The 25,933-nt window shown below is 65.9% G+C and carries 22 protein-coding genes; 6 read left to right on the plus strand and 16 right to left on the minus strand.

Annotation, left to right across the window (positions count from 1 at the left end):
- Window positions 1–4: 4 nt before the first annotated feature.
- The 3 genes from J2X19_RS22140 to J2X19_RS22150 all read left to right on the plus strand — a co-directional run bounded on the left by J2X19_RS22140 (window position 5) and on the right by J2X19_RS22150 (window position 4,924).
- Window positions 5–3,139 carry a glycoside hydrolase family 3 protein gene (locus tag J2X19_RS22140; RefSeq protein ID WP_310376584.1) on the plus strand — a complete coding sequence of 1,045 codons (3,135 nt, stop codon included), beginning with the start codon at window positions 5–7 and terminating at the stop codon, window positions 3,137–3,139.
- Between the two features lie 18 nt (window positions 3,140–3,157).
- Window positions 3,158–3,832 carry a PEP-CTERM sorting domain-containing protein gene (locus J2X19_RS22145; protein ID WP_310376586.1) on the plus strand — a complete coding sequence of 225 codons (675 nt, stop codon included), beginning with the start codon at window positions 3,158–3,160 and terminating at the stop codon, window positions 3,830–3,832.
- A gap of 90 nt (window positions 3,833–3,922) precedes the next feature.
- The gene (locus J2X19_RS22150) at window positions 3,923–4,924 is read left to right on the plus strand and encodes a LacI family DNA-binding transcriptional regulator (protein ID WP_310376588.1); all 1,002 of its coding nucleotides are present in this window, start codon (window positions 3,923–3,925) and stop codon (window positions 4,922–4,924) included.
- Window positions 4,925–4,939: 15 nt separating this feature from the next.
- Here the strand turns inward: J2X19_RS22150 and J2X19_RS22155 are convergent, their stop codons facing one another.
- The 12 genes from J2X19_RS22155 to J2X19_RS22210 all read right to left on the minus strand — a co-directional run bounded on the left by J2X19_RS22155 (window position 4,940) and on the right by J2X19_RS22210 (window position 17,021).
- Entirely contained in the window at window positions 4,940–6,085 is a 1,146-nt protein-coding gene (locus J2X19_RS22155) for a patatin-like phospholipase family protein (protein WP_310376590.1), read from the minus strand.
- Between the two features lie 131 nt (window positions 6,086–6,216).
- Window positions 6,217–6,756 (minus strand): pseudouridine synthase, encoded by a 540-nt coding sequence (locus J2X19_RS22160; protein ID WP_310376591.1) that lies wholly within the window; start codon window positions 6,754–6,756, stop codon window positions 6,217–6,219.
- Window positions 6,757–6,854: 98 nt separating this feature from the next.
- On the minus strand, window positions 6,855–8,102 hold the full coding sequence (locus tag J2X19_RS22165; RefSeq protein WP_310376592.1) for an enolase C-terminal domain-like protein: 1,248 nt from the start codon (window positions 8,100–8,102) through the stop codon (window positions 6,855–6,857).
- A 12-nt stretch (window positions 8,103–8,114) separates the two neighbouring features.
- Window positions 8,115–9,149: an L-idonate 5-dehydrogenase gene (locus J2X19_RS22170; RefSeq protein ID WP_310376593.1), complete on the minus strand. Its 1,035-nt coding sequence runs from the start codon at window positions 9,147–9,149 to the stop codon at window positions 8,115–8,117.
- Between the two features lie 24 nt (window positions 9,150–9,173).
- The gene (locus J2X19_RS22175; protein WP_310376594.1) at window positions 9,174–10,142 is read right to left on the minus strand and encodes a Bug family tripartite tricarboxylate transporter substrate binding protein; all 969 of its coding nucleotides are present in this window, start codon (window positions 10,140–10,142) and stop codon (window positions 9,174–9,176) included.
- A 33-nt stretch (window positions 10,143–10,175) separates the two neighbouring features.
- Complete coding sequence (locus tag J2X19_RS22180; RefSeq protein WP_310376597.1) at window positions 10,176–10,943, minus strand: SDR family oxidoreductase; 768 nt, start codon at window positions 10,941–10,943, stop codon at window positions 10,176–10,178.
- Between the two features lie 21 nt (window positions 10,944–10,964).
- Window positions 10,965–11,792: a 2-keto-4-pentenoate hydratase gene (locus J2X19_RS22185; protein ID WP_310376599.1), complete on the minus strand. Its 828-nt coding sequence runs from the start codon at window positions 11,790–11,792 to the stop codon at window positions 10,965–10,967.
- The gene (locus tag J2X19_RS22190; RefSeq protein WP_310376601.1) at window positions 11,789–12,772 is read right to left on the minus strand and encodes a 2-hydroxyacid dehydrogenase; all 984 of its coding nucleotides are present in this window, start codon (window positions 12,770–12,772) and stop codon (window positions 11,789–11,791) included. The genes J2X19_RS22185 and J2X19_RS22190 overlap by 4 nt, the downstream gene beginning before the upstream one ends.
- A gap of 31 nt (window positions 12,773–12,803) precedes the next feature.
- The gene (locus J2X19_RS22195) at window positions 12,804–13,976 is read right to left on the minus strand and encodes an ABC transporter ATP-binding protein (protein ID WP_310376602.1); all 1,173 of its coding nucleotides are present in this window, start codon (window positions 13,974–13,976) and stop codon (window positions 12,804–12,806) included.
- Between the two features lie 19 nt (window positions 13,977–13,995).
- The gene (locus J2X19_RS22200) at window positions 13,996–14,829 is read right to left on the minus strand and encodes a carbohydrate ABC transporter permease (RefSeq protein ID WP_310376605.1); all 834 of its coding nucleotides are present in this window, start codon (window positions 14,827–14,829) and stop codon (window positions 13,996–13,998) included.
- The gene (locus J2X19_RS22205; RefSeq protein ID WP_310376607.1) at window positions 14,826–15,752 is read right to left on the minus strand and encodes a carbohydrate ABC transporter permease; all 927 of its coding nucleotides are present in this window, start codon (window positions 15,750–15,752) and stop codon (window positions 14,826–14,828) included. Before J2X19_RS22205 ends, J2X19_RS22200 begins: the two co-directional genes overlap by 4 nt.
- A 24-nt stretch (window positions 15,753–15,776) precedes the next feature.
- The gene (locus J2X19_RS22210; RefSeq protein WP_310376609.1) at window positions 15,777–17,021 is read right to left on the minus strand and encodes an ABC transporter substrate-binding protein; all 1,245 of its coding nucleotides are present in this window, start codon (window positions 17,019–17,021) and stop codon (window positions 15,777–15,779) included.
- Between the two features lie 280 nt (window positions 17,022–17,301).
- Here J2X19_RS22210 and J2X19_RS22215 point away from each other — a divergent pair, with 280 nt between their 5' ends.
- The 3 genes from J2X19_RS22215 to J2X19_RS22225 all read left to right on the plus strand — a co-directional run bounded on the left by J2X19_RS22215 (window position 17,302) and on the right by J2X19_RS22225 (window position 19,974).
- Window positions 17,302–18,093, plus strand: coding sequence for a GntR family transcriptional regulator (locus J2X19_RS22215; protein ID WP_310376611.1), 792 nt, complete (start codon window positions 17,302–17,304; stop codon window positions 18,091–18,093).
- An 88-nt stretch (window positions 18,094–18,181) separates the two neighbouring features.
- A complete protein-coding gene (locus tag J2X19_RS22220; RefSeq protein WP_310376613.1) occupies window positions 18,182–19,114 on the plus strand; it encodes a DnaJ domain-containing protein in 933 nt (310 codons plus the stop codon).
- Window positions 19,090–19,974, plus strand: a complete 885-nt coding sequence (locus J2X19_RS22225; protein ID WP_310376615.1) for a J domain-containing protein — start codon at window positions 19,090–19,092, stop codon at window positions 19,972–19,974. The genes J2X19_RS22220 and J2X19_RS22225 overlap by 25 nt, the downstream gene beginning before the upstream one ends.
- 67 nt (window positions 19,975–20,041) lie before the next feature.
- On the opposite strand, the gene putA is transcribed toward J2X19_RS22225, so the two are convergent.
- The 4 genes from putA to J2X19_RS22245 all read right to left on the minus strand — a co-directional run bounded on the left by putA (window position 20,042) and on the right by J2X19_RS22245 (window position 25,766).
- Entirely contained in the window at window positions 20,042–23,023 is a 2,982-nt protein-coding gene (gene putA, locus J2X19_RS22230; protein WP_310376617.1) for a bifunctional proline dehydrogenase/L-glutamate gamma-semialdehyde dehydrogenase PutA, read from the minus strand.
- Between the two features lie 121 nt (window positions 23,024–23,144).
- The gene (locus tag J2X19_RS22235) at window positions 23,145–23,750 is read right to left on the minus strand and encodes a MarC family protein (RefSeq protein ID WP_310376619.1); all 606 of its coding nucleotides are present in this window, start codon (window positions 23,748–23,750) and stop codon (window positions 23,145–23,147) included.
- Window positions 23,740–24,678, minus strand: coding sequence for an arginase (gene rocF, locus J2X19_RS22240; RefSeq protein WP_116606738.1), 939 nt, complete (start codon window positions 24,676–24,678; stop codon window positions 23,740–23,742). Before rocF ends, J2X19_RS22235 begins: the two co-directional genes overlap by 11 nt.
- Window positions 24,675–25,766 (minus strand): ornithine cyclodeaminase, encoded by a 1,092-nt coding sequence (locus tag J2X19_RS22245; protein WP_310376621.1) that lies wholly within the window; start codon window positions 25,764–25,766, stop codon window positions 24,675–24,677. The genes rocF and J2X19_RS22245 overlap by 4 nt, the downstream gene beginning before the upstream one ends.
- Window positions 25,767–25,933 lie beyond the last annotated feature (167 nt).

Raw genomic sequence — 25,933 nt, forward strand, 5'->3', positions numbered from 1 at the left:
CCTTATGCATTACACATTTCACCTTTCCGGACGCCGCGGCCTGATCGCCGCCTGCAGCGCCGCTCTGCTGGCCGGCTGCGGCGGCGGATCGGGCTCCGAGTCACTGGCCGAGCTGCAGGCCAAGGCAGCGCCCACCACCCTGGTGCAGTACCCCGACTGGCCGCACATCAACAGCGACATCCCCAGCGATGCCGCCACCGAGGCCCACATCCAGGCCATCGTGGCGGGCATGAGCCTGGCCGAAAAGGTCGGGCAGATGACGCAACCGGAAATCAAGAGCATCACGCCGGCGCAGGTCACGCAGTACTACATAGGCTCGGTGCTGAACGGCGGCGGCTCCTGGCCGCAGAACAACAAGCATGCGCTGTCCAGCGACTGGGTCAAGCTGGCCGACGACTACTGGATGGCCTCCATGGCTACCGACGCGAAGGTGAAGATCCCGGTGATCTGGGGCACGGACGCGGTACACGGCCACGGCAATGTGTATGGCGCCACCCTGTTCCCGCACAACATCGGCCTGGGCGCCGCCAACGACCCGGCGCTGGTGCGGCGCATAGGCCAGGCTGTCGCCGTCCAGGTGGCCTCCACCGGCATCGACTGGAGCTTTGCGCCCACGCTGGCCGTGGTGCGCGACGACCGCTGGGGCCGCACCTACGAGGGCTACTCAGAAGACCCGCTGATCGTCAGCAAATACGGCTACGAGATGATCAAGGGCTTGCAAGGTGATTTCGCCCGGCCAGCCACGGTGATCGCCACCGCCAAGCACTTCATGGGCGACGGCGGCACCGACCAGGGCAAGGACCAGGGCGTCAACATGTCGACCAAGGCCGAGATGGTCAACATCCACGGCCAGGGCTATTACTCGGCGCTGGGCGCGGGTGCGCAGACCGTGATGGCCTCCTTCAACAGCTGGACCAACGAGGCCGCTGGCATCACCGTGGGCAAGATGCACGGCAGCAAGGAAATGCTGACCGATGTGCTGAAGACCAAGATCGGCTTTGACGGTTTCGTCATCGGCGACTGGAACGGCCACGGCCAGGTGCCGGGCTGCAGCGATGCCAGCTGTGCCCAGGCCATCAACGCCGGCGTGGACATGATCATGGTGCCCGACCAGTGGAAGGCCTTCATCGCCAACACCATCACCCAGGTGCAGAACGGCGCCATTCCACTCGCCCGGATCGACGACGCCGTGACCCGCATCCTGCGCGTCAAGATGCGCGCCGGCGTCTTCACGGCCAAGCGCCCGCTGGAGCGCCTGAACGCCGGTGACGCCGCCCAGCTGCAGCACCGCGTGCTGGCCCGCGAGGCGGTGCGCAAATCCCTGGTGCTGCTGAAGAACGACAAGCAGCTGCTGCCCCTGGTGCGCGGCCAGAAGGTGCTGGTGGTGGGCAAGTCGGCCGACAACCTGTCGAACCAGACCGGCGGCTGGTCGCTGACCTGGCAAGGCACGTCCAACACCAATGCCGACTTCCCCAACGCCGACAGCATCCTGGCCGGCATCAAGGCCGCCACCGGCGCGGCCAATGTGGTCTACAGCGAGACCGGCACCGACGTGAACATCAGCGACTTCAAGACCGTGATCGCCGTGATCGGCGAAACGCCGTATGCCGAGGGCGTGGGCGATATCGGCAAGACCGGCACACTGGAACACGCACGCCGCTACCCCGAAGATCTGGCGGTGCTGAACGCCGTCAGCGGCAAGGGCGTGCCCGTGGTCACGGTGCTGGTCACCGGCCGTCCCGTGCTGGTGAACAAGGAGATCAACCGCTCCGATGCCTTCGTGGTCGCCTGGCTGCCCGGCACCGAGGGCAAGGGCGTGGGCGATGTGCTCTACCGCACCTACAACGGCAAGGTCAATTTCGACACCGTGGGCAAGCTGTCCTTCTCCTGGCCCAAGGCCGGCTGCCAGACGCCGCTGAATGTGGGCGATGCGGCCTACGACCCGCTGTTTGCCTATGGCTATGGCATGCGCTACGCCGACCAGAAGATGCTGGCCAAGCTGGACGAAAGCGTGCCCACCCTGGGCTGCGGGCAAACCGCCGGCGGTGGCGGCACTGCCACGGTAGACCTGGAAATCTTCAATTCCACCGACAAGGCCCCGTTTGCACTGGGCATAGGTTCGCCGGAAAACTGGGGCGGCACCGCCATCGGCTCGGACCTGAACGCCGTGGTGTCGCACGCCACGATCAAGGTGGAAACCACCCAGGTCAATGTGCAGCAGGACGCCAAGAAGGTCAGCTGGACCGGCACCGGCCAGTTCTACTCGCAGGCGCCCAGCACCAGCGACCAGCAAAGCTATCTGAACGCCGATGGCGCACTGGTGTTCGACACCATCGTCCACAAGCTGCCGGACGGCCTGGTCAAGCTGCGCATCGACTGCAGCTACCCCTGCATAGGCGAAGTGGATGGCACAACGCTGTTCAGTACCCTGGGCCTGGATGCCAAGCGCACGGTGAAGATCCCGCTGGCCTGCTTTGCCGCCAAGGGCACGGACTTCTCGGCCATCAACACGCCCATCCTGGTCTATACCGAGAAGGCCTTCACCGCCTCGTTTGCCAACATCCGCTGGGTGCCAGGCGCCGCCAAGGACGCCGATGCCGTGGCCTGCGACAGTCTGGTGCCGCCCACCGCCGCGCTGCCCACGCCCAAGCCCGGCCCGAGCTACAGCGTGTTCAGCAATGGCCTGGTGTCCGACGGCTTCAAGATCAACACCTACTCGACCAACAATGTGCATACCAGCTACAGCGTGCTGCCCAGCGGCGAGCTGGCGCTGAACTTCGCGGCCGATGGCGGCGACGGCCTGCTGTTCTTCAACGACAGCGCCCCGATCAACCTGGTGAACTTTGCCAGCGGCAAGCTGGAGTTCGAGCTGAACGTCAGCAGCTACGGCAGCAACAGCGGTGGCCTGGTGGTGAAGCTGGAAAGCGCAGGTACCAACTGCACCACCGGCGACGTGCTGTTCGGCCGGCCCGCGGCCGGTGGCTGGCAGACCGTCAGCCTGCCCGTGGGCACGCTGACCGCCGCCAAGACCGCCTGCTTTGATCTGCGTCGCACCAGCGTGCCGTTTGCCATCTTCCCCAAATGGGGCGACCAGCAAGGCGTGCAGTTCCAGGTGCGCAACGTGCGCTTTACCCAATAAACCCACTGAGAAACCCATATGTTCAAAAAGACAAGCTCGAAAATCATCGCCGCAGCGCTGCTCGCCCTCGGCCTGGCCACGTCGGCGCAGGCCACGCTGGTCAGCTTTACCGGCGGCACGGCCACCCAGAACAGCGGCTCCACCGGTGCCACCAACAATGCCATCAACTGGGACGATGTGCGCAGCTACCAGGAGGCCGGCTACCGCTTCGAATTCTTCGGCACCGACTCGGCGTTCTCCAGCAATGTGGGCGACTTCTACGAGGTCGGCAACGACGTGCTGCAAGGCCACTGGGCGACCGGCAACTTTGGCTACCTGACGCAGATCCGGTTGACCCGCATCGACGGCGGCGCCTTCAGCCTGGGCAGCTTCGACATCGTTTCCAACACCGATACCGGTGGCGGCCCGGCATCCGGCAACGAGCAGGTCTACATCCATGCATCGGCCAACGGCATCTCCGACGATTACGCGCAGCTGCTGGCCAGTGAAGACTCGGACTTCCCCTCCACCAGCCTCGGGCTGGGCGCGCCGTTCGACAACGTGCGGGCCATCTGGTTCGACGTGAGCGGCGCTTCCGACAGCTTTGGCGTGGACAACTTCCTGCTGCAAACCGTGCCCGAACCCGGGTCGCTGGCCTTGTTCGGCGTGGCCGCCATCGGCCTGGTGGCCAGCCGACGTCGCCGCCCCGGCTGAACCGGACGGCCACCGGGCCGTGGTTGGTAAGATCCTGCGGCGGGCCTGGCTGACATCCAGCCAGGCCTAGCCACTTGCATCGCTACCACCATGTCCACCATCCATACCGTCGCGGCGCGGGCCGGCGTCTCCAGTGCCACGGTGTCGCGGGTCATGAACGAGCCGCACAAGGTGCGCGAAGCCACCCGCATTAAGGTCGAGCTGGCCATGCGCGAACTGGACTTTTCGCGCAACAGCTTTGCCGCGTCCCTGGCCAGCCGGCGTTCGAACTGCGTGGGCCTGGTGGTCTCACATCTGTCCAGCGCCTTCTTTGCCCCGCTGGTGAACGAGATCGAAGAAGCCGTCAGCGCCGTCGGCAGCTACCTGATCGTCACCTGCGGCAAGAACAGCGAGGAAGAAGTGGCGGGCGGCCTGCAGTTCATGCGCCAGCGCCGCTGCGATGCCATCATCCTGTACCCGGGCCAGCTGTCCGACCAGGCACTGGCCGAGATACTGCTGGGCAACCCGCAGGTGGTGGTGATCCACCGTACCGTGCCGGGCTTTGCAACCCGCTGCGTACAGCTGGACAACCACACGGGCGGCCGGCTGGCGGCCGAATACCTGCTGCGCTGTGGCCACCACGCGATTGGCGTGGTCGCCGGCCCGCACTCCAACCCCGAAAGCATGCAGCGGCTGAGCACATTCCGCGACACTTTGCAGGCCGCGGGCGTGGCCCTGCCGACCGAGCGGGTCATCGAGGGCAGCTTCCATTTCGAATCGGGGCGCCAGTGCATGGCCGAACTCTGGACGGCCCAGCCGGCGCTGACTGCAGTGTTCTGCCTGAACGACCAGATGGCATTTGGCGCGCTGAACTACTGCCGCTCCGCCGGCATCGACGTGCCGTCGCAGCTGTCGTTGATCGGCTTTGACGACGTGGAATACGCCGACCTGATCCATCCACGCCTGACCACCGTGCACCACCCGGTGGCCGCGCTGGCGCGGACTGCCGCCCAGTTGGCGTTGCGCCTGGCGGTGGGCGAGAGCCTGACCGAGCCGCAAGACCTGCTGGTGCCCCACCTGGTGGTGCGCGACTCGGTGCGGACGCTGTCCTAGAACGTGTTCTAAAGCTCAGTCCTTCTCGGGCCGCGTCAAGTCCAGCACGGTGATGCCGACCTGTGAGCGGCAGCGCTCGGCCCAGCGCGGATCGGCCAGGCTGCGCTCCACATCCTTGCGCCCCGCCTCCCAGTGCTCGCGCACCGTGGCGCGGGAGAACTCGTAGTCCTTGGACTGGGTTTCGTAGTGCTTGCTGCGGTGGATCAGGTGGACGATGGTCAGCGCCGCAGCCGTGCCGGCGTCCAGCAGCTGCTTCAGGTCCGGGTCGTTGGCAAACTCGGGCGGCAGCTTGGCGGCCAGGCGCTTGGCCGCGCTGGACAGCTTTTGCTGCGTGGCAATCAGGTCGGTGTTGAAGCGGGTGCGGCTGGCAAACTGGATGTCCTTGCCGCGTTCGGCCACCTCGCTCAGGTTGCGCGGCATGCGGCCGCGGGCGCTGAACAAGTCCACCTGGAACACCAGCATGTCGTCCGCTGCCGGCTGGTCGATTACGTACTGCAAGGGCGTGTTCGACACCAGGCCGCCGTCCCAGTAGAACGCGCCGTCGATCTCCACTGGCGCAAAGCCCGGCGGCAACGCGCCGCTGGCCATGATGTGCTGCGGCCCCACGGGCTGGGCGTCGGACGAATCGAAGTAGGCGAAATTGCCGGTGGTCACATGCACAGCCCCGACCGACAGGCGCACCTTGCCCTCGGGGTGCTTGGCGTTGATGCGCTCAAAATCCACCAGGCGCAGCAAGGTGTTGCGCAGTGGCGAGGTGTCGTAATAGCTCAGGGCCCCGGGCGTGCCCGAGGGCTGAAAAGGTGCCGGCGGCACGCGCGGGTTGAAGAAGCCCGGCACCCCGAACAGCGAGGCCCAGGCGGCACTGGACTCGTTGAAGAACTCGCGCGCCTCCACACCAAAGTGCGCAGGCAGCGCCGGCGCCAGCAGCTGCGAAGACACGCCTTCCCAGAACTCGCGCAGCCGCGCCACCCGCAGCTCGGGCCGGTTGCCGGCAATGATGGCCGCATTGATGGCGCCGATCGATACGCCGGCCACCCAGTCGGGGGCGATACCGTGGTCGTGCAAGGCCTCGTAGACCCCCGCCTGGTAGGCGCCCAACGCGCCGCCACCTTGCAGCACCAGGGTGCATTGTTCGGGATAGGGTACGGGGGACGCGCTCATGCAAACACCTTTCAGACGCAGAAAATGCTGCATTGCAGTATAGGGTGGCAGGGTAAAGCCAGGTTTACAGAAGACCTTCTTTTGCTCTCAAAAATATAGCTGTCTGAGAAGACAATACCTGCGCTACAGCCCTATGGGACTGCAAGCCGCCAGGCGCCCGGCGGCAGATCCCCTAGTTGGTAGTCGCCTATTTGCACACGTACCAAGCGCAAGGTAGGCAGACCCACCGCCGCCGTCATGCGCCGGACCTGGCGATTGCGCCCTTCGCAGATGCGGATCTCCAGCCAGGAGGTCGGCAGCTTGGCGCGGTAACGCACCGGCGGCGTACGCGGCCAGATCTCGGGCGGGTCAATCTGCGCGGCCTGCGCGGGCAGGGTCATGCCGTCGTTCAGCAGCACGCCCTCGCGCAGCGCCTGCAGCGCGGCCTCGGTGGGGATGCCATCCACCTGCACCCGGTAGGTCTTGAACTGCTTTTGCCGCGGCTGGGTGATGCGCGCGTTCAGCACGCCGTCGTCGGTCAGCAGCAGCAGGCCTTCCGAATCGCGGTCCAGCCGACCGGCCACGCGCAGGCTGGGGTCCTGGATGAACTGCGCCAGAGTCGCCCGGTCACCATCCGGGCGGAACTGGGTCAGCACGTCGAAGGGCTTGTTGAAGAGAATGATCTTGGCCATGGGCAGGCCCGATTTTAGTTCCCTGCAGATACAAGCCATTTAGGGCTCCGGCGCTTATTCCTTCAGCGCATGCAGCTACGTTTTCAATAGCAAACTGCTTACGGAGTCTGTAGCGTTCCGTCGCGCAGCCGGGTCTGGGTCCACAGCGTGGTGGCGTTGTCGCAGGGGTACTTGCGGGCCTCGGCCTCGTCGATGTCGACGCCCAAACCGGGCTTGTCGTTGGCGTACACATAGCCGTTGCGGTACTCGGGCAGGCCGGGGAACACGTCCAGCAGCGCATCGCGCGGGCCTTTGAGCTCCTGGATCACGAAGTTCGGCGGCTCGGTGCCCGACCATTCCTGCACCCCGAAATTGCGCGCCGCCAGATCGACATGGATATTCGCCGCATGACCCAGCGGCGACATATCGCCCGGGCCGTGCCAGGCGGTGCGCACGCCAAACTGCTCGGCAAAGATCTGCAGCTTGCGGCCGGCGGTGATGCCGCCGATCTGGCTGAGGTGCACGCGGATGTAGTCGATCAGCCGCTCGACGATCAAAAACTTCCACTCGGCCGGGTTGTTGAACAGCTCGCCCTGGGCCAGCGGCGTGGTGGTCTTGGCGCGCAGCTGGCGCAGCCACTCGCCCTCCTCCAGCGCAATCGCATCTTCCAGAAAGAACAGGTCGAAGGGCTCCAGCGCGCAGGCGAACTGGATGGCCTCGCTGGGCTTGAGGCGTTCGTGCACGTCGTGGCACAGCGCCACGTCAAAGCCGACCTGGCTGCGTATGCCCTCGAACAGCTTCAGCGTGTCGCGCATGTACTGTTTGCTGTCCAGGTAGATGCCGTCCAGCGCGCCCTGCGGCGCAGTCGCCGGCGCTGCGCCGAAGCCGCCGCCGCCGTAGCCGCCGTTCTGGCAGCGGATATGGGTGATGCCCTGCTCGCGGTACTTCTGGATGTTGTCGCACAGCTCGGCCAGGTCGCGGCCATCGGCATGGCGGTAGATAGGCACGCCCTCGCGGCACTTGCCGCCGAACAGCTGGTACAGCGGCATCTGGGCCATCTTGCCCTTGATGTCCCACAACGCCATGTCCACGCCCGAGATGGCGTTGTTCTCAATCGGCCCGTTGCGCCAGTAGGCGTTCTGGTGCATCAGCTGCCACAGCTCTTCAATGGCACTGGCGTCGCGGCCCAGCAGCAGCGGTTTCAGATACTGCTCCAGCAGGCACTGCACCGCCAGCTGGCGGTAGGCAAAGGTCGCGCAGCCCAGGCCGTACAGGCCCGGCTGGTTGGTCTCGATCTTCACCACCAGCAGGTTGATGCCTTCGGGCGCGGTGAGTATGACTTTGACGTCGGTGATCAGGGTAGCCATGTTTCTTTTCTCTCAATCGAAGTTCAGCAGCACCTTCATGGCCTGCGAGCGGTCAGCCGCCAGGGCAAAGGCCCGGGCCGAATCGCGGTAGGACAGCGTGGCCGAGATCAGCGGTTTGACATCCACCAGGCCCTTGTTCAGCAGCTCCACCGCCATGGCGAATTCCTCGTGGAAACGGAAGGCACCGCGCAGGTCGAACTCCTTGGCCACCAAGGTGTTGATGGGCAGCGTCATTTCGCCGCCCAGGCCCAGCTGCACCAGGATGCCGCGCGGCCGCAGGGTGTCGAGCGCACCGCGCAGCGCGCGTTCGTTGCCGCTGGCTTCGAACAGCACATCGAACTGGCCTTTGTCGGCCTTGAAGCGGGCCAGGCCCTCGGGCTCGTCGGCCACGTTGATGGCCTCGTCGGCGCCGACCTTGAGCGCCTTGCCCAGGGTGTGGTCGCTGACATCGGTGGCGACGATATGGGCGGCACCGGCACGCCGGGCCGCCAGAATCACCAGCGCGCCTATCGGCCCGCAGCCCGTGACCAGCACCGACTTGCCCAGCAGCGAACCGGCGCGGCGCACCGCATGCAGCGCCACCGCCAGCGGCTCGGTCATCGAGCCCTCGCCATCGCTGACGCTGGCCGCCAGCCGGTGTGCCTGGTGCGGCTCGACCACGATCTCCTGACGGAACGCGCCCTGCACATGCGGGTTGCGCATGGCGCTGCCGTAGTAGCGCATGTCCAGGCAGTGGTTCTGCAAACCCTGCTGGCAGTAACGGCACTGGCCGCAAGGTCTGCTAGGGCAGACGGCGATGCGCTCGCCCACGGCGAAGCCGCTCACCGCACTGCCCACAGCGTCGATGACGCCAGCGATCTCATGGCCTAACACCATCGGTTCCTGCAGGCGGATGGTGCCGAAGCCCCCGTGGTTGTAGTAGTGCAGGTCCGAGCCGCAGATGCCGCCGCAGCGCACCCGCACGCGCAGCTGGCCGGGGCCGAGCTCCGCGGTGGGGAAGGTTTCGACGCGCAAGTCGCCGGCGGCGTGGATGACGAGGGCTTCCATGGTGCTATGCCTTTGTGCGCGGATTTACTTCTGCAGATGGATGTCGCCGACCAGCTTCTTGAAGTGGTTGGAGGCGTTGTTCATGAAGACCTGGAACGGCTCGCCGTCCATATAGGCGGGCTGCAAATTGGCCTTTACCAGCGCCTCGCGGAAGGCCGGGTCTTCGCCAGTCTTGCGGGCGGCTTCACGCAGGTACTGCACGACTTCGGGTGCGGTGCCCAGCGGCACGCCCAGGCCGCGCCAGGTGCCCATCACCAGGTCCACGCCTTTTTCCTTGAAGGTCACCACCTTGTCGAACGGCGCGGGCAGGCGGCGCTCGGCCATGGCCACCAGCACGCGCACCTTGCCTGCCGCCACGTGCGAGCCGATTTCGGCCGGGCTGACGGTGATCGCATCCACATGTCCGCCGACCAGGGCCAGCACGCTAGGCGCTGCGCCTTGGAATGGCACGTGGTTGAAGCGCACCTCGGTTTTCTCTTCCACCGCGGCCGCCGCCAGGTGCCAGATGGTGCCGGTGCCGGCATTGCCCATGGACACCGTGCCGGGCTGCTTGCGTACCTGGGCCAACAACTCGTCGATCGACTGCCAGGGTGCATCGCTGCGCACCGCGATCAGGCCCGGGTCGCCGTTCAAGCGGGCGATAGGGATGAAGTCCTTGGTCGTTACCTTGCTGATGCCGACATGGGAAATGATGGCCAGCTCGGAGATCAGCACGCCGATCTTGTAGCCGTCGGGCGTGGCGCGCTGCACCTCGGTCATGCCGATGCCGCCGCCCGCGCCCGGCTTGTTGCTGACGATGAAGGGCTGGGGCACGTACTTCTTGGCTGTTTCGGCAAACAGCCGCGCCATCACATCGGTGCCACCGCCAGCCGAGGACGGGACGACGATCTCAATGGGGCGCGCCGGATAGTCGGCAGCGGCCACGGAGGTGGAGAACAAGCTGCTCGCCAGTACGGCGGCCACAGCGGAAATGCACAGGCGGATGGATGTCATGGTGGTCTCGAGAAGGGATGAAAAGAGGGGCCGTCACAGCACGGCGAGCATGCCGCCGTCGACGTAGATGATTTGCCCGCTGACATAGTCAGAGGCGGCGGAGGCCAGGTAGACCGCGGTGCCGGCCAGCTCATCGGCACGGCCCCAGCGGCGCGCTGGCGTGCGTCCCTTGACCCAGGCGTCGAAAGCCGGGTTCTGCAGCAGCGCGGTATTCATCTCGGTGGCCATGTAGCCGGGGCCGATGGCATTGGCCTGGATGCCGTGCTCTGTCCATTCGGCGGCCATGGCACGGGTCAGCATCTTGATGCCGCCCTTGGCCGCCGTGTACGGGCCGACCGTGGCGCGCGCCGCCTCGCTGGTCAGCGAACCGATGTTGATGACCTTGCCGCCGCGGCCGCGCGCAATCATGCGCTTGGCGGCCTGCTTGCCGACGATGAAAGCGCTGGTGAGGTTGGTGTCGATCACGCGCTGCCAGTCCTTGAGCTCCAGATCGACCAGGGGCATGCGGTGCTGTATGCCGGCGTTGTTGATCAGGATGTCGATCTCTATGCCTTGCTGGTCCAGCGACGCGAACGCGGCGTCGACGGCGGCTTCGTCGGTCACGTCGAACGGCAGTCCCAGCGCGTCGTGGCCCTGGGCGCGCAGCTGGGCCACGGCCTGCGCAACCTGCTCGGTGTTGCGCGCATTGATCACAACTTTGGCGCCCGCCTCGGCCAGGCCCTGGGCGAATCCGTAGCCCAGGCCGCGCGCGGACCCGGTGATGAGCGCCGTGCGCCCGGTCAAGTCAAACAATGGGGACATGGGGTTCCTCTATCAGGTGAATCAGGTGAAATCGATACGGTGTGCGGCGTGGACGGTTCCGCCGCGCAGGCCGACCTCGCCCAGGCCGGGAAAGCGGACCACGACATCGGCATCCTTCGGGCTGGGAATCGCGCCCACCCAGGAGCCGGTGGTGACCACGCTGTGCGCCGCCACCGTACGGTCATGGCGCGTGGCGTGGCGCAGCCAGATCGGCAGCAGCCACAGCGGATCGCCCAGGGAATAGGCGCCCGTATTGGCGATCACCGGCGTGCCGCCGAAGCGGACTTCGCAGCGTTGGTTCGCCCAATCGTGCGCGCGCCAGGGCATCCATGCACCCAGGACCAACGCGCCGTGCGAGCCCTGGTCGGCCAGCCGCAAGGCGGGCGGCGCCTGCAGCCCTTCATCCCAACGCGAATCGGCAATCTCAATGGCGACGGCCATTGCGTCCACCAGGGCCGGTGCATCGGCATGGGTCAGGCGCTGCGCGCGCTCGGGCGTCACATCTTCCGCCAGGCGCAGCACGATCTCGGCCTCCACGGCCGGCGTGTGGAAGGACACATTCGCCAGCGTGTCCCCGGCCACCCGCACGCCAGCGGACGGCAGCGCCGCATGGCTCAGCACGGACTCCCGGGACGCCCCGCCCGACTTCCAGTAGCGCGGCCCGCCATCGGCAAACCAGCCCAGCGCCTGGGCCACCGCCTCCTGGACGGCATAGGCCTCGTCATCGGTGCTCAGCGCGGCCCGCAAGATTGAGGCTGGGGCTGTTTGGCCGGAACGGCGCGCGGCGACCAAGGCGGCTACGACCTCTTGCGCGGCCGCGGGCAGGGTGAGAGAGGAATGTGTGTTCATGATTTAGGCCAGAGCACGTTGTTCAGCGGCTGGCCGTCCAGCCAACGCTGGATGTTGTCGGCCATGGTCTGCTGGCGCCGGCGCACCGTGCCGGAGGTCCAACCCGACATGTGCGGGGTCATGAGCAGATTCGGCAGCGACGCGAAATCCAGGCGCGACGGCGTGCACTCAGCCTGGTCGGGTGTCGGATAACGGTACCAGGTGTCGATGATGGCGCCGCCGATACGGCGCTGGGCCAGCGCGTCGTACAGCGCCTGCTCATCGATCACCGGGCCGCGCCCAACGTTCAGGATCAGCGCATCAGGCCGCATGGCGGCGAAGGCATCGGCACCGACGATGCCCGTGGTCTGGGCCGTCAAGGGCAGCGAGACCACGATGGCGTCGGCCGATGCCATGAAGGCCGGCAGCTGGTCCAGGGTGAAAGCCTGGTCTACCCGGTCATCCTGGATCGGGCTGCGGTTGGCCACCGTGACCCGCATGCCAAAGGCCTTGGCCCGTGCCAGGATGGCCTGGGAGATATGGCCGAAGCCCAGCAGGCCCAGAGTCTGGGCCCCGAGTTCGCTGCGCAGTGCGGTCGGCCGGCCGGCCCAGTAGGTCCAGCGCTGCTGGCGCAGATCGGCGTCGGCCTGCGCCAGCGGCACATGGCGCTGCAGCAAAGCCGCCATCACGTATTCGGCAATGGCGTGCTCGTGGCCAAAGCAGTTGCACAGCACGGTGCCGGGCGGCAGCAGGGCCGTGTCGATCGCATCCGTACCCGCGGATGGCGCATGGAACAGGCCCGCTTTCTTTGGTGTCGGCATCTCGCGGTTCAGCTTGATGCCGACGATGACGTCGGCGCTCTCGTAGTGTTCGCGCTCGCCGGGGCTGGCCAGCGTGTCGCTCAAATCGATGATCTGGTGCCGTGGGTCGATCAGGGTCTCGAAGCCCTGGCGAAAGTTGGCGGCGTTCTCGCCGTGGAAAGCAATCTTGAGAGTTTTCATGGGCTGTCCTGGTTGGGGTTTATGGCTGCGCTCAGACCGCGCGCGACAAGGCCGGCACGCGGATGCGCTGCCCGCCGCGCTCGAACAGCACGGCCTCGCCGAGATCGAGCGACAGCTGCACGGGCTGGCCGCTGCGCAGATCGCTATAGCCCTGGACCACGACCATCACGTCGTCGCCGCTCTCGCCGTCGTCGCTGTGGGCGGTATTCGCGTGGTCGAGTTTGATGCTGACGATGGACTCGGCCCCCACGTGCTCGACCAGTACCACCTGGCCGGCCAGCACGCCGTGGGCCAGGCCCAGCGCCTGCGGACGGATACCGAGCAACACATCGCGCGGCGCCTGTTGCCCCAGCGCGGCCAGATGTTCGGGCAAGGGCAGTACCGCCTTGCCAATCACCAGACCGCGCGGCTCGATGCGCGCCTCGATCAGGTTCATGGGAGGCGTGCCGATGAAGCGGGCCACAAAGGTGTTTGCCGGATCGGTGTAGATCTCGCGCGGCGTGCCGAACTGCTGCACCTCGCCGTCACGCATCAGCGCGATGCGGGTGCCCATGGTCATCGCCTCGATCTGGTCGTGCGTCACGTAGACGAAGGTGCCCCCCACTTCACGGTGCAGCTTGATGATTTCGGCGCGCATCGAGGTACGCAGCTTGGCGTCGAGGTTGGACAGCGGCTCGTCCATCAGGAACACATCGGGCTGGCGCACCATGGCCCGGCCCAGCGCCACGCGCTGGCGCTGGCCGCCCGACAACGTGCGCGGGTAGCGGTCGAGCATCTCGGTCAGCGCCAGCGTCTTGGCCGTGCGGTCGACCAGGTCACGCACCGCCGGCGACCGCTCGATGCGCCGCTTGGCCAGGCCGCCGATCAGTGGCAGATGGAACCACCAGCGGTGCTCGCGCATGATCAACGGGAAGCTGATGTTGCGCCGCACCGTCATGTGCGGATACAGCGCATACGACTGGAACACAAAGGCCATGTCACGGGCGCTGGGTGGCAAGGTGTCGACGCGGCGCGCACCCACGTGGACCTCGCCACTGGTGACCTGCTCCAGACCGGCCAGCATGCGCAGCAGCGTGGATTTGCCGCAGCCCGAGGGCCCGAGCAGCACGAGGAATTCGCGGTCGGCGACGTCGAACGTGATCTGGTTCGCGGCCTTCTTGCCGCCGAAGATCTTGGTGACGCCCTGGAGGGAGATGGATGCCATGGTGGGTGTCCGGAAAGGGTTAGCCTTTGACGCTGCCGGCGGTCATGCCAGAGACGACGTAGCGCTGCACGAAGAGATAAAAGATGACGGCGGGCAGGGTGTACATCAGCCCGATGGCCATCACGGTATGCATGGGCGTGCTGAGCTCGCCCACAAAGCCGGCCAGGCCGACCGAAGCGGTTTGCAGCCCCTGGTCGCTGATCAGGGTCTGGGCGAACACGTATTCGTTCCAGCCATGGAAGAAGGCGATCACCGCAGCCGCAGCCAGGCTGGGCGCCACCAGCGGCAGCACCATGGTCAGCACGATGCCCAGGCGCGAGCAACCATCGATGCCGGCGGCCTCCTCGATATCGATGGGCACGCCGTCGACCGCCCCCTTGAGGATCAGCGTGATCACCGGTACCGTGAACGCCGTGTTGGCCAGGATCAGGCCGGTCAGGCTATTCAGCAAGCCCAACTGGCCGAAGATCGCGTACAAGGGCACGACCAGCATGGCTTCGGGCAGCATCTGCGTGACGAACAACGCCACACCCAGGATGGCAACCGCCCGCATGCGGTAGCGCGACAGCACATAGGCCGGAAAAATGGCCAGCACGATGCTCAGCGCGGCCGTGCCGAAGGCGACGATGGCGCTGTTCTTCAGCCAGGTGGCGACGGCGGTGGCGCTGAAGGCGTGGCCGTAGACCGCCGCTTGCGACCAGTCGGGCAGCAGGTGCGGCTTGGGGGCGAACAGGTCCGACGACGAGGTCAGCGAGGTGACCAGCATCCAGTAAATTGGGAACGCAGCCACGCCCAGCAACGCCAGCACCAGGATCATGCGCAGCGCGTGGCTCCAGGACAAGGTGCGGCTCATCGCTGCCCCTTGGCGCGCTCGACGCGCTGGGTATAGCGGAAATAGACGATGGTGATGAGCAGCGCAATCGACAGGCCCACCATGCCGACGGCGGCGCCCTGCCCCAGATCGCGGTACACAAAGGCGCGACGGTACAGCTCAATCACCATGGTGTTGGTCGAACCGATCGGGCCGCCCTGCGTCATGAGCCAGATCAGGTCGAAGCGGCGCAGGGACCAGATCGTCAGGAACAGCGCGAGCAGCGCCACCGAGGGCTGGATGGTCGGCCAGACCACGGCGCGGAATACGCTCAGCCGGTCCGCGCCGTCGATCACCGCGGCCTCGCGCAGTTCCGAGGACACGCCCTGCAAGGCGGCCAGGATGACGACCGAGGCAAACGGAAAGATCTGCCAGATGGTCGTCAGCAACACGGCCGGCAAGGCCAGCGCCGGGCTATCGAGCCAGCTCTCCAGGCTGACGGCACCGCCGAGCGCACCCCGCAGATGGTTGAAGATGCCGTACTGGCCGTTGTAGATCCAGATGAAGATCAGGGCCACGGCCACCGGCGGCGCGGCCCATGGAATCGTCACCAGCGCCCGCGCCAGGCCGCGCCCGCGGAACGGCGCGTTGAGCAGCAGCGCGGCGCCCAGGCCCAGGCCGATCGCCGCCACCACGCAGACCACGGTGTAGACGGCGGTGATCAGAAAGACCTGCCGGAACTCCTCCTGCGTCACCAGATCGACGTAGTTCTGCAGCCCGACATAGGTGTGCTGGCCGGGCGACAGCAGCGCGGTCGAGGTAAAGCTCAGGTAGAACTCCTGCACCAGGGGATACCCCTGGAACAGCAGCAGATACAGGGCCACCGGCGCGGCGAACCAGTAGGGCGTCCAGTCGCGCTTGGCCTTCGGCGACGTGACGCCTACGGAAGATGCAGCAGCATGCATGGGGAAGGTCTGCAGTGGGCTGGCTTACTTGCGCAGCACGCGCGACAGGGCCGTGCGCTGGGCGTCGTCCATGGCCTTCTTGGGGTCCACGCCGCCCTGCAAGACCTTGAGTACCTGCTCCAGCACGATCTGCTGGATCTCCGGTGTCTTGACCTCCAGGCCCTGGACCAGCTGCGGCACGCTGTTCACGGCCTGGTCGTCATAGACCTTCAGCCAGGGCCGCTTGGCCATCATCTCCGGGCTGCGCTCGACGACCGTGGCCACGTTGCTGGCGCCCAGCAATTCCTGCAGGTCCTTCTGGTTCTCGGGCTGCAAGGTCCACTTGATGAAGGCTTCGGCGGCGGCCTTGTGCTTGGTGTTGGCATTGATGGTCAGCGCGGTCAGCACCATGCCCTGGGCCCGCGTCGGGAACGGCGACGGCGCGGCCGCAAACGCCAGTTCCGGTGCCTGCAGGCTAAAGATACCCGCCACACCGCCGTTGTCGACCTCCATCGCCACCTTGCGCTCCCAGAACATGCGGCGGTAGGTGGCGGCGTCCGCGCCCTTGGGAATCACGCTCGCGTCATAGATCTGCTTGTAGGCGGTAACGCCCTCGACCACCTTGGCATCGTTCAGGGTCAGATTGCCTTGCGCGTCGCTCCAGCGGCCACCAAAGCCGTAGACGAAGTTGCACAGATCCTGCCAGAAGCCATTGCCCTCGGCCATGGTGGCGCGGTAGGCGTAGCCATAGACACCATTCCCGGTGGCGGCCTTGGCGCTGGCCAGAAATTCGTCGAAGTTCGCCGGTGGCTTGCCGCCCTTGAGCAAGGCCGGGTTGTACAGCAGCACGTAGTTGCTGAGCTCAAACGGCACGCCAAAGCGCTTGCCGCCCACGATCATGTATTTGTCGGGCTCGGTGAACTTGTAGTTGCCGCCCTTGAGCAAATCGTCCAGCGGCAGGATGCTCTTGCTGTTCACGGCTGCGTAGTAGTCGATCGCGTCCATGCGCACCAGGTCGGGCCCTGCGCCGCCGCCCATCTGCGTGAAGACCGTCTTGGCAAAGCTGCCGAAGGGAATGGCGATAGGCGTGATTTCGGCGACAGCCTGGCTCTTGTTGAACTTCTCGACCCAGGCCTTGAGGCGCTCGCCCCGGCCCGCCTCGCTGAACGTGACAGCCGCAAAAGTCAGCGCCTCCTTGGTCTGCGCATGGGCCGCCAGCGGCAGGCCGCCAACCACCACGGCACCCACCAGCGCCGCCATACAGACCGACAACTTGGACAGTTTCTTCATGCTTGTCTCCATCAATGCGGGCCCATGGGCCGCGAAGTTATTCGAATGGGTGGTCTGCAGGCTGCGTCCGGCAATCGACCGAAATGAAGAATAACGTGATATTTCACAAAAGTTCTCGGTGCTTACCCGCATGCATAAGGAATCCGAACGCAATAGAAACTAGCCTCGTTTCCTCTATACAAGCGCTGTACGCCGCTGTGCTGCAGCTTACATATCAGGGTATGCTTGGCAGCTGAACGCATGCGGTAGGGCATGCCATTGCAATCGCAGAAAGAACACTATGGCTTCGTCCCCCGGCTCCCGTTCCGCACTGACGGCCGTTGCTGCGCCGTTGTCGGACGCACCGCGCCGCCGCAGCCAGGTCAACCTGTCCGACCAGGCCTATGAGCAGATCGAAAGCCTGCTGGTCAGCTGCGAGCTCAAACCCGGGCGCTTTCTGGCCACCCACGAGCTGCAGACCCTGGTGGGCCTGGGCCGCACGCCGGTGCACCAGGCCGTCAGCCGGCTGGCGGCCGACACCCTGGTCATCGTCTCGCCGCGCCACGGCATCCAGATCGCCCCGGTCGACCTGACCCGCGAGCGCGTGCTGCTGCAGCTGCGCCGCGACATGGAGCGCTTTGTGATCCGCCTGGCCACCGAGCGCTCCGGCGCCTCGCAGCGCAACCAGATGCTGCACCTGCGCCGCCAGCTGATGGAGCATGGCGCCGACATGACGATTGCGCAGTTCAACCAGGTGGACCGGCGCATCGACCAGCTGTTCCTGGCCGCCGCCAACGAGCCGTTTGTGGAAAGCACGCTGCGCCCGCTGCACACCATCTTCCGGCGCATCGGCTGGATCTACCACATGCAGACGCCCCAGCACACCAACCTGCAGAGCACGGTGGACGGCCATATCGCCGTCATCGACGCGGTGGCCAACGGCCATGTGGATGCGGCGATTGCCGCCTCGGACGGGCTGATGGACTTCGTGGAAAGCATGTTCAGCGTGCTGGAGCGCGAAGTCGCCCCGGCCCTGCTGGACTGCAGCCTGGACGCCATGGACGACACCTTCGCACCTATCGCCAGCGCCTAGACCTTCAAAATTCCATGCCCTGGACGCAGTATCCCGCGCCGTTTCTTGTAACAATAGCTTTACAAAGGCTTAGGGAAGAATGGACGTGGTGACAAAGAAGAAAACCCTGTACGAAATCCTGGCGGTGGCTGCCGATGCCTCCGAGGCCGAGATCCAGGCCGCGTTCGACGCCGCGTCCACCAAGCTGGAGTCGCAGAAAAACCGCATCAGCGCAGACGACTTCGACTTCAAGCTCAAGGTGGTCCAGCTGGCCTTCAAAACCCTGTCCAGCCCCAGCAGCCGCGATGCCTACGACGCCAAGCTGGCCGCGGCAGCCGTGCCGGCGCCAGCGCCAGTCGCCGCCGCGCCCTCGCTGGCCTTGGTGCCGCTGCAGGCTGATGCCGAAGCCTTGTCGCTGCGCGCCGAAGCCATGGCTTTGCGGGCCGACGCCATGACTCTGCGCGCCGATGCGATGGCGCTGCGCTCCGGCGCCGCGCCGTTCCGCGAGAGCCGCAGCTTCGCGTCCAGCAGCGAACCGGTGGTATCCGGCCTGGCGCCGCTGCTGCGCAAGATTCTGATGGTGCTGGGAACCCTGTTTGCGATTGCCGCAGTCGCCCAATCCGTCAGCCTGCTGCTGGCCAACCGCCGGGCCGAAATGGCCGCAACCGCGGCCGCCCAGGCCAGCGAGAAAGTGCTGCTGCAGGAGTACTACCAGGCCCACGGCGTGCGCCCGGCCAACAAGGCCGAACTGGATGCGCTGGAAGCCGAAAACCGCCGCAAGGAGAACGAAAAACGCACGGTGGAGCGCGAGAAAAGCAAGGTCGAACAGGACGCGCGCCGCTTCGAAGAAGAATCCCGGCGCCGCGGCGAACAGGTGGCCGCCGACCTGCGCATGGCCGAGCTGCAGGCCAAGGAACAGGCGCGGCGCGACGACGAACGCCGCGAATGGCAGCAGAAGGAAGACCAGCGCCTCAAGGAGCAGACCGAGCGCATGCGCATAGAGCGGCAAAAAGCCGAATGGCGCGAAGTGCTGCGCCGCTGACCCGCATGAACTACTACGAGCTACTGGAGGTCAGCCCGAACGCCAGCAAGGAGGTGCTGCGCGCCGCCTACAAAAGCCTGATGCAACGCCACCACCCGGACAAGCACCAGGCCGACAGCGCCATGGCCAACCGGGCCGCGCTGATCGCGCAAGCCTACGGCGTGCTGTCGGATGCCGGCCAGCGCGCGGCCTACGATGCGCAGCTGAAACAAGCCGCCGTGCGGCCCGCGCTGCCTACCGGATACACGGTGCCCCGGCCGCGCCGACCCGCAGCGCCAGCCCCCACGTCCAACGGCTACCTGTGGCTGCTGGCCATCGTGATCCTGGCGGCCGGTGGACTGATGTGGTCGCTATCGTCGAAGAAGAAACCGGCGCTGCCCACGGCGACAGCCGTGCTGGTAGCAGGCGCCCCGGCGCTGCCGGACAAGCTCCCCAGCGCCGAGCCGGCCAAAACCAGCCCCACCGCCGAGGTCCGCAAACTGTCCCTGCTGGGCTCCGAGCTGCGGGTGGTGCTGGCTAGCACCGAGCCGCTGGCAGACGGTGTGGAAAGCAGCCGGCACATCCTGTCCATCCCCGCCGTGACGGTGGAGATCGGCAACATCGAGTCCGATAAATTCGCCAGCCTGCTCACCCAGCACCAGGACGAGGTGATCCAGAAGCTGTCGGAAAAGCTGGCCTACGCCCCCTACGCCGAGCTGCGCATCGAGGGCGACAAGTTCCTGAACCGCTTTATCGCCGACGCACTGCGCGATATCACCGGCACGCAGGGCCTGGGCGACAAGGCCAACGCCGGCAGCCTGGACCCGAACCGCTACGGCGTGGTCGCGGTGTCGCTGCCCGCCTCGTTTGCATTGCGCTAGAAATAAAGCTTTTCAGGCTGCCAGCGCAGACTTCACCTGCGCCGGCAGCTCTCTATTCCATAGCAGATTAGGGCATGGAAGCCAGCAGCGCCGCGTTGCCACCAGCAGCCGTGGTGTTCACCGTCAGCGTCTGCTCGGCGCAGAAGCGGTACAGATAGTGCGGGCCGCCGGCTTTGGGGCCGGTGCCGCTCAGGCCTTCGCCGCCGAAGGGCTGGACGCCGACCACCGCGCCGATGATGTTGCGGTTGATGTAGACGTTGCCGATGTGGGCGGCCGCGGCCAGCGCGTGGGCCCGGCTGTCGATGCGGGTCTGTATGCCCAGCGTCAGGCCGTAGCCCAGCGCATTGATCTGCTCGATCACCGCCTGCGGATCGCCGGACCAGCGCACGATGTGCAGCACCGGGCCAAAGATTTCCTGCGCCACGTCGCTCACCTGCTTCAGCTCGAATGCCTGTGGCGCTATCAAATTAGCAGCTGCCCGCGCAGGTGCTGATTGCGCCAGCAAGGGTTTTGCCGTGGAGTGCAAGCGTTGGATGTGCTTCTGGATGCCGTCAAAGGCTTCCTTGTCGATCACCGGGCCCACGTCAGTCGCCCACTCTGCCGTGTTGCCCAGCACCAGTTCCTTGGCCGCGCCCTGGACCATTTCGATCACGTGGTCGGCAATGGCTTCGTGCACGCACAGCAGGCGCAACGCCGAGCAGCGCTGGCCGGCGCTGCGGAAGGCGCTTTGCACCACGGCGTCGACCACCTGCTCGGGCAGGGCCGTACTGTCGACCAGCATGGCGTTGATGCCGCCGGTCTCGGCGATCAGCGGCACGATGGGGCCGTCCTTGGCGGCCAGCGCACGGTTGATGGTGCGGGCTACCGGGGTCGAGCCGGTGAACACCACACCGGCAATGCCGGGCAGCGCCACCAGGGCCGCACCCACGGTTTCGCCCGGGCCGTGCAGCAGCTGCACCGCGGCTTCTGGCACCCCCACCGAGTGCAGCAGGCGCACGGCTTCCAGCGCGACGAACGGGGTTTGCTCGGCCGGCTTGGCCAGCACGGTGTTGCCGGTGGCCAGTGCCGCCGCGACCTGGCCCATGAAGATCGCCAGCGGGAAGTTCCAGGGGCTGATGCAGACCCAGACGCCGCGGGCGCTCAGGCGCAGCTCGTTGGTTTCGCCGGTCGGGCCGGGCAAGGCGACGGGCGCCATGATGCGCTCAGCCTCGTCGGCGTAGAAGCGCAAGAAGTCCACGGCTTCGCGCACTTCGGACACGGCGTCGCCCCAGGTCTTGAAGGCTTCTTTGACCAGGATGGCGCAGAAGCGCGGCATCTGGTGTTCCAGCGCGTCGGCGCTCTGGCGCAGCAGCGCGGCGCGCTCGGCGACCGGGGCTTTGCTCCAGATTTTGTAGCTAGTTGCGCTGGTGGCATATGCGCTAGCGGCCTGTTTGGCATCAAATTCTGGCACCGAGGGAACGGTCAGGTTGTCAAAGGCGGTTTGCAGCGCAGCGCGCTGGGTGGCGACTTCCAGGTCCAGGCCGGCGCTGTTCTTGCGGCCGGCACCGAACAGCTTGGGCGGCAGCACGAAGGCCGATTCCGGCTCCAGGCGCAGGGGCGACACCAGGATTTCTTCCATACCCACCGACTCGTCGGCCAGTTGGTGCACGAAGGACGAGTTCGCGCCGTTTTCCAGCAGACGCCGCACCAGGTAGGCCAGCAGGTCGCGGTGCTTGCCCACCGGGGCGTAGACGCGGCAGCCGATCAGCGGGTTCTTCAACACCTCGCGGTACACGCCCTCGCCCATGCCGTGCAGGCGCTGCAGCTCGAACGGATTGCCGCTCTTGGCCGCCAGGCTCAGGATGGCGGCGATGGTGGCGGCATTGTGGGTAGCGAACTGCGGATAGATGGCGTCGGGCGCGTCCAGCAGCGCCTTGGCGCAGGCCAGGTAGGACACATCGGTGTGGTGCTTGTGGGTGAACACCGGGTAGTGCGGCAGACCCAGCTCTTGGGCGCGCTTGATTTCCGAGTCCCAGTACGCGCCTTTGACCAAGCGGCACATCAGGCGCAGCTTGTATTTGCGGCCTATGCTGGCGATGTGTTCGATCAGCTCCAGCGCCCGGGTCTGGTAGGCCTGCATGGCCAGGCCGAAGCCGCGCCACTGCGGCTGGTGCTGGGCCACCAGGGCAGCCAGTGCTTCGAACACGTCCAGCGACAGCTCCAGGCGGTCGACTTCTTCGGCATCGATGGTCAGGTTGATGTTGGCGCGGGCGGCCTGCTCGCACAGGCTCCAGACGCGCGGCACCAGCTCGGCCAGCACGCGCTCGCGCTGGGTCCATTCGTAGCGCGGGTGCAAGGCGCTGAGCTTGATGGAAATACCGTCATTTTTCTCAGTAGCGCCCGTCTTGTCTGCGCGGGCAGCTATGGCTTCGATAGCATTCTTGTAGCTTTGCAGGTAGTTCAGCGCGTCGGCATCGGTGCGCGCGCCCTCGCCCAGCATGTCGTAGCTATAGGTCAGCTGGGCCTGCTTTTTGCGCGCGGCATCGGCCTCGTCCATGGCGTCGCCAATGGTTTGACCCAGTACGAACTGGCGGCCCAGCAGCTGGACGGCGCGCACGGTGGCGGCGACGACGGTCTTGGCACCGAGCTTGGTGAGCAGGCCTTGCGGGGCCTCGGCATCGGGCAGGAATTTCTTCGACAAAGCGATGGCGCTGCTGGACAGCTTGGCCAGGGTGGAGCGGCCCAGCACCTGGGCGGCGCCGGTTTCGTCCATGCCGTCAAAGTCGGCGCGGCCCAATTGGTCGGCGGTCAGGGCGATGGCGGTTTCGGCATCGGGCACGCGCAGCAGGGCTTCGGCCAGGCGCATCAGGGCCAGGCCCTCGGCGCTGGAGATCGGGTATTCGCGCAGCAGGCTTTCCATGGCCCAGAACGGCGGCGGGTTGTCGCGCACCGCCTGTACCCAGGGGCGCGCGGGGGCCGAGGCAACAGCCCATTCCAGCGCACCCGACAGGGCGGCAAGGCGGTGGGCGACGACTTCGGCCTCGGGCCGGTAGGGGGTGGGCAAGCGCATGGTGAACTCCGGTGGAAATTGAGGGTCTACAGATTGCAATATCCGCTAGTTTGCCGCGCCAATATCCGATAGTTTCACCAAATTTCTACGTCAAACTAGTTTTTAAAACTACAAACCAAGATTACTGCGCGATCATGGGAAAGGCGTTGCGCAGCCCCGAGATCAGCATCTGCACCGCCATCGCGGCCAGCAGCAAGCCCATCAGGCGTTCGAGTGCGATCAGGCCCGATTTGCCGATGCGCCGCGCCAGCCCATTGGCCGACAGCAGTACCAGCCAGACCACCACCATGCTCAGGGTGATGGCGCCGGCCCAGGTCCAGGCGCGCTCGGGCTGGCGCGAGGCCAGCAGCAGCACCGTGGCCAGCGACGACGGGCCGGCGATCATGGGGATGGCCAGCGGCACCAGCATGGGCTCGGCCTCTTGCTCGGGGCCGGAGAAGCTGACGCCCATGCTCGGGAAGGCCATGCCCATGGCGATCAGGAACAGGATCACGCCGCCGGCGATTTCCAGCGAGGCGTCGGTGAGGTGCATGACGTGCAGCAGCCGGTCGCCGACCAGCATGAAGACCAGCAGGATGGCCAGCGCAAACAGGCATTCGCGGGTGATGAGCAGAAAGCGCCGCTCCTTGGGCGTATCACGCAGCAGACTGAGCACGATGGGCACATTGCCCAGCGGGTCCATGACGATCAGCAGGACCAGCAGGGCGGACAGAAAGTCATGTGGCATCGGTGACTTGGCGCATCAGCGTGCTTTTGCCAAACAGACTTTCCACCAAGTCGACCGCCAGTTCGGCGGTCTGGTTGCGCACATCCAGCGCGGGGTTCAGTTCGACGATGTCCAGCGAGGCCAGAAGGCCGGTGTCGGCAATCATCTCCATGCACAGCTGGGCTTCGCGGTAGTTGGGGCCGCCGCGCACCGTGGTGCCGACGCCGGGAGCGATGACCGGGTCCAGAAAGTCCACGTCCAGGCTGACATGCAAGTGGGTATTGGCATCCAGGCCATCCAGCGCCATTTCCATGGTGTGGCGTATGCCCATCTCGTCGATGAAGCGCATGTCGAAGACTTCAATGCCCATCTCGTGGACAAAGCGCTTCTCGCCGGCGTCGACGCTGCGGATGCCGATTTGCACGATCTCGCGCGGGCTGATGGCCGGCACATGGCCGCCGATCTCGACCAGCTCGCGCGGGCCATGGCCGCACAGACAGGCCACCGGCATGCCGTGGATATTGCCGCTGGGGGTCAGCGCCGCGGTGTTGAAGTCGGCATGCGCATCCAGCCACAGCACGCGCAGCTTCTTGCCGGTTTCGCGGCAATGGCGGGCGACCGCGCTGATCGAGCCAATGCCCAGGCAGTGGTCGCCACCCAGCATGATGGGCAGGCGGCCGGATTGCAGTTCGAAATGCACCACCTTGTGCACCAACTCATTCCACTGCGCAACCTCGGGGAGATGGCGGTAGCCGTCGACCGGCTCCTGCCAGGGATTCGCCGGACCGCGGATATTGCCGCAGTCGCGCACGTCCAGACCCGACTGCTGCAGCGCGAGGGCCAAGCCGGCCACGCGCAAGGCCTCGGGGCCCATGCGCGCGCCGCGCACGCCCGCGCCTACGTCGGTGGGTACGCCAATCAGGCTTACGCCCATGCTGGTATTGCTCATGCTGCTATTGTTTCTGGTAGTGGGGCGGGTGCCACGGCGCGGAGCACGGTGGGGCGTACCAGACTATACAAATCTTTCGGGTCGGCGAGGTCGGGAATCAGCGCCAGGCGCTGGCCCAGGCCGAGTTCGCGGGCGGTGTCACGCATAAAGCGCAGGGCCGAATAGTCTTCCATCGCAAAGCCTACCGAGTCGAACACGGTGATCTGGGTGGCGCTGCTGCGGCCGGTGGCGGTGCCGGCCAGCACGTTCCACAGCTCGGTCACGGCGAAGTCGGTCGGCAGCTGCTGCAGGTCACCTTCAATACGGGTTTGCGGCTCGTATTCGACAAACACGCTGGCGGCACGCAGCACATCGGGGTGCAGCTCGGTCTTGCCAGGGCAGTCGCCGCCCACGCCATTGATGTGCATGCCAGGCTCCAGCATCTCGGGCGTGAGGATGGTGGCATTGGTCTTGTCGGCCGTGACCGTGGTCACGATGTCGGCACCACGCACGGCCTCGGCCGTGCTGGCGCAGATCACCACCTTGAGAGCGGTGGCACGCAGATTGTCGGCCAGCTTGGCGGTGGCCAACGGATCGGTGTCGAACAGGCGGACTTCCTGGATGCCCATCAGGTGGTGGAAGGCCAGGGCCTGGAATTCGCTTTGTGCGCCATTGCCGATCAGCGCCATGCTGCGGCTGTTCGGGCGGGCCAGTGCACGGGCCGCGACCACGGAGGTAGCCGCGGTGCGGATGGCGGTGGTCAAGGTCAGCTCGCTCAGCAGCTCGGGCACGCCGGTGGCCACATCGGCCAGCAGGCCAAACGCCATTACCGTGGGCAGGCCGTGCAGGGCATTGTTCTTGGGGTGGCCGTTGACGTACTTGAAGGCGTAGCTGTGCGCATCGGCAATCGGCATCAGCTCGATCACGCCATCCGCCGAGTGGCTGGCGACACGTGCGCATTTGTCAAATTCAGGCCAGCGCAGAAAGTCCGCATGGATCGCATCGGCCATGCCGCGCAGGCAGGCATCCAGGCCCTTGCGCTGGACGATGGTGGCCACATCGTGGGCGCTGAGAAAAGGGGTGGTGGCGAGTGAGGTGGTGCTGTTCATGGTGCGGGCCTTTGGCGTGCTTTGGCTTGGAGTGACCTGCATGCGCTTGGGGCCATCTGGCTTTCAGCACCTGCAGATCCGTGGAATGCAGCCAGTGTCGCAAGATGCCATGTCAATGTATATCGCCAACAATGCCATCTTTATGCTGAAATATTGACAATATGGCA

This window comes from Rhodoferax ferrireducens, from assembly GCF_031458075.1.
Lineage (GTDB): Bacteria > Pseudomonadota > Gammaproteobacteria > Burkholderiales > Burkholderiaceae_C > Rhodoferax_B > Rhodoferax_B ferrireducens_A.

Bases quoted from the DNA above. Each gene is read 5' to 3' on its own strand.
- J2X19_RS22140 (WP_310376584.1), top strand. From the start codon at position 5: ATGCATTACACATTTCACCTTTCCGGACGCCGCGGCCTGATCGCCGCC.
- J2X19_RS22145 (WP_310376586.1), top strand. From the start codon at position 3,158: ATGTTCAAAAAGACAAGCTCGAAAATCATCGCCGCAGCGCTGCTCGCC.
- J2X19_RS22150 (WP_310376588.1), top strand. From the start codon at position 3,923: ATGTCCACCATCCATACCGTCGCGGCGCGGGCCGGCGTCTCCAGTGCC.
- J2X19_RS22155 (WP_310376590.1), bottom strand. From the start codon at position 6,085: ATGAGCGCGTCCCCCGTACCCTATCCCGAACAATGCACCCTGGTGCTG.
- J2X19_RS22160 (WP_310376591.1), bottom strand. From the start codon at position 6,756: ATGGCCAAGATCATTCTCTTCAACAAGCCCTTCGACGTGCTGACCCAG.
- J2X19_RS22165 (WP_310376592.1), bottom strand. From the start codon at position 8,102: ATGGCTACCCTGATCACCGACGTCAAAGTCATACTCACCGCGCCCGAA.
- J2X19_RS22170 (WP_310376593.1), bottom strand. From the start codon at position 9,149: ATGGAAGCCCTCGTCATCCACGCCGCCGGCGACTTGCGCGTCGAAACC.
- J2X19_RS22175 (WP_310376594.1), bottom strand. From the start codon at position 10,142: ATGACATCCATCCGCCTGTGCATTTCCGCTGTGGCCGCCGTACTGGCG.
- J2X19_RS22180 (WP_310376597.1), bottom strand. From the start codon at position 10,943: ATGTCCCCATTGTTTGACTTGACCGGGCGCACGGCGCTCATCACCGGG.
- J2X19_RS22185 (WP_310376599.1), bottom strand. From the start codon at position 11,792: ATGAACACACATTCCTCTCTCACCCTGCCCGCGGCCGCGCAAGAGGTC.
- J2X19_RS22190 (WP_310376601.1), bottom strand. From the start codon at position 12,772: ATGAAAACTCTCAAGATTGCTTTCCACGGCGAGAACGCCGCCAACTTT.
- J2X19_RS22195 (WP_310376602.1), bottom strand. From the start codon at position 13,976: ATGGCATCCATCTCCCTCCAGGGCGTCACCAAGATCTTCGGCGGCAAG.
- J2X19_RS22200 (WP_310376605.1), bottom strand. From the start codon at position 14,829: ATGAGCCGCACCTTGTCCTGGAGCCACGCGCTGCGCATGATCCTGGTG.
- J2X19_RS22205 (WP_310376607.1), bottom strand. From the start codon at position 15,752: ATGCATGCTGCTGCATCTTCCGTAGGCGTCACGTCGCCGAAGGCCAAG.
- J2X19_RS22210 (WP_310376609.1), bottom strand. From the start codon at position 17,021: ATGAAGAAACTGTCCAAGTTGTCGGTCTGTATGGCGGCGCTGGTGGGT.
- J2X19_RS22215 (WP_310376611.1), top strand. From the start codon at position 17,302: ATGGCTTCGTCCCCCGGCTCCCGTTCCGCACTGACGGCCGTTGCTGCG.
- J2X19_RS22225 (WP_310376615.1), top strand. From the start codon at position 19,090: ATGGCGCGAAGTGCTGCGCCGCTGACCCGCATGAACTACTACGAGCTA.
- putA (WP_310376617.1), bottom strand. From the start codon at position 23,023: ATGCGCTTGCCCACCCCCTACCGGCCCGAGGCCGAAGTCGTCGCCCAC.
- J2X19_RS22235 (WP_310376619.1), bottom strand. From the start codon at position 23,750: ATGCCACATGACTTTCTGTCCGCCCTGCTGGTCCTGCTGATCGTCATG.
- rocF (WP_116606738.1), bottom strand. From the start codon at position 24,678: ATGAGCAATACCAGCATGGGCGTAAGCCTGATTGGCGTACCCACCGAC.
- J2X19_RS22245 (WP_310376621.1), bottom strand. From the start codon at position 25,766: ATGAACAGCACCACCTCACTCGCCACCACCCCTTTTCTCAGCGCCCAC.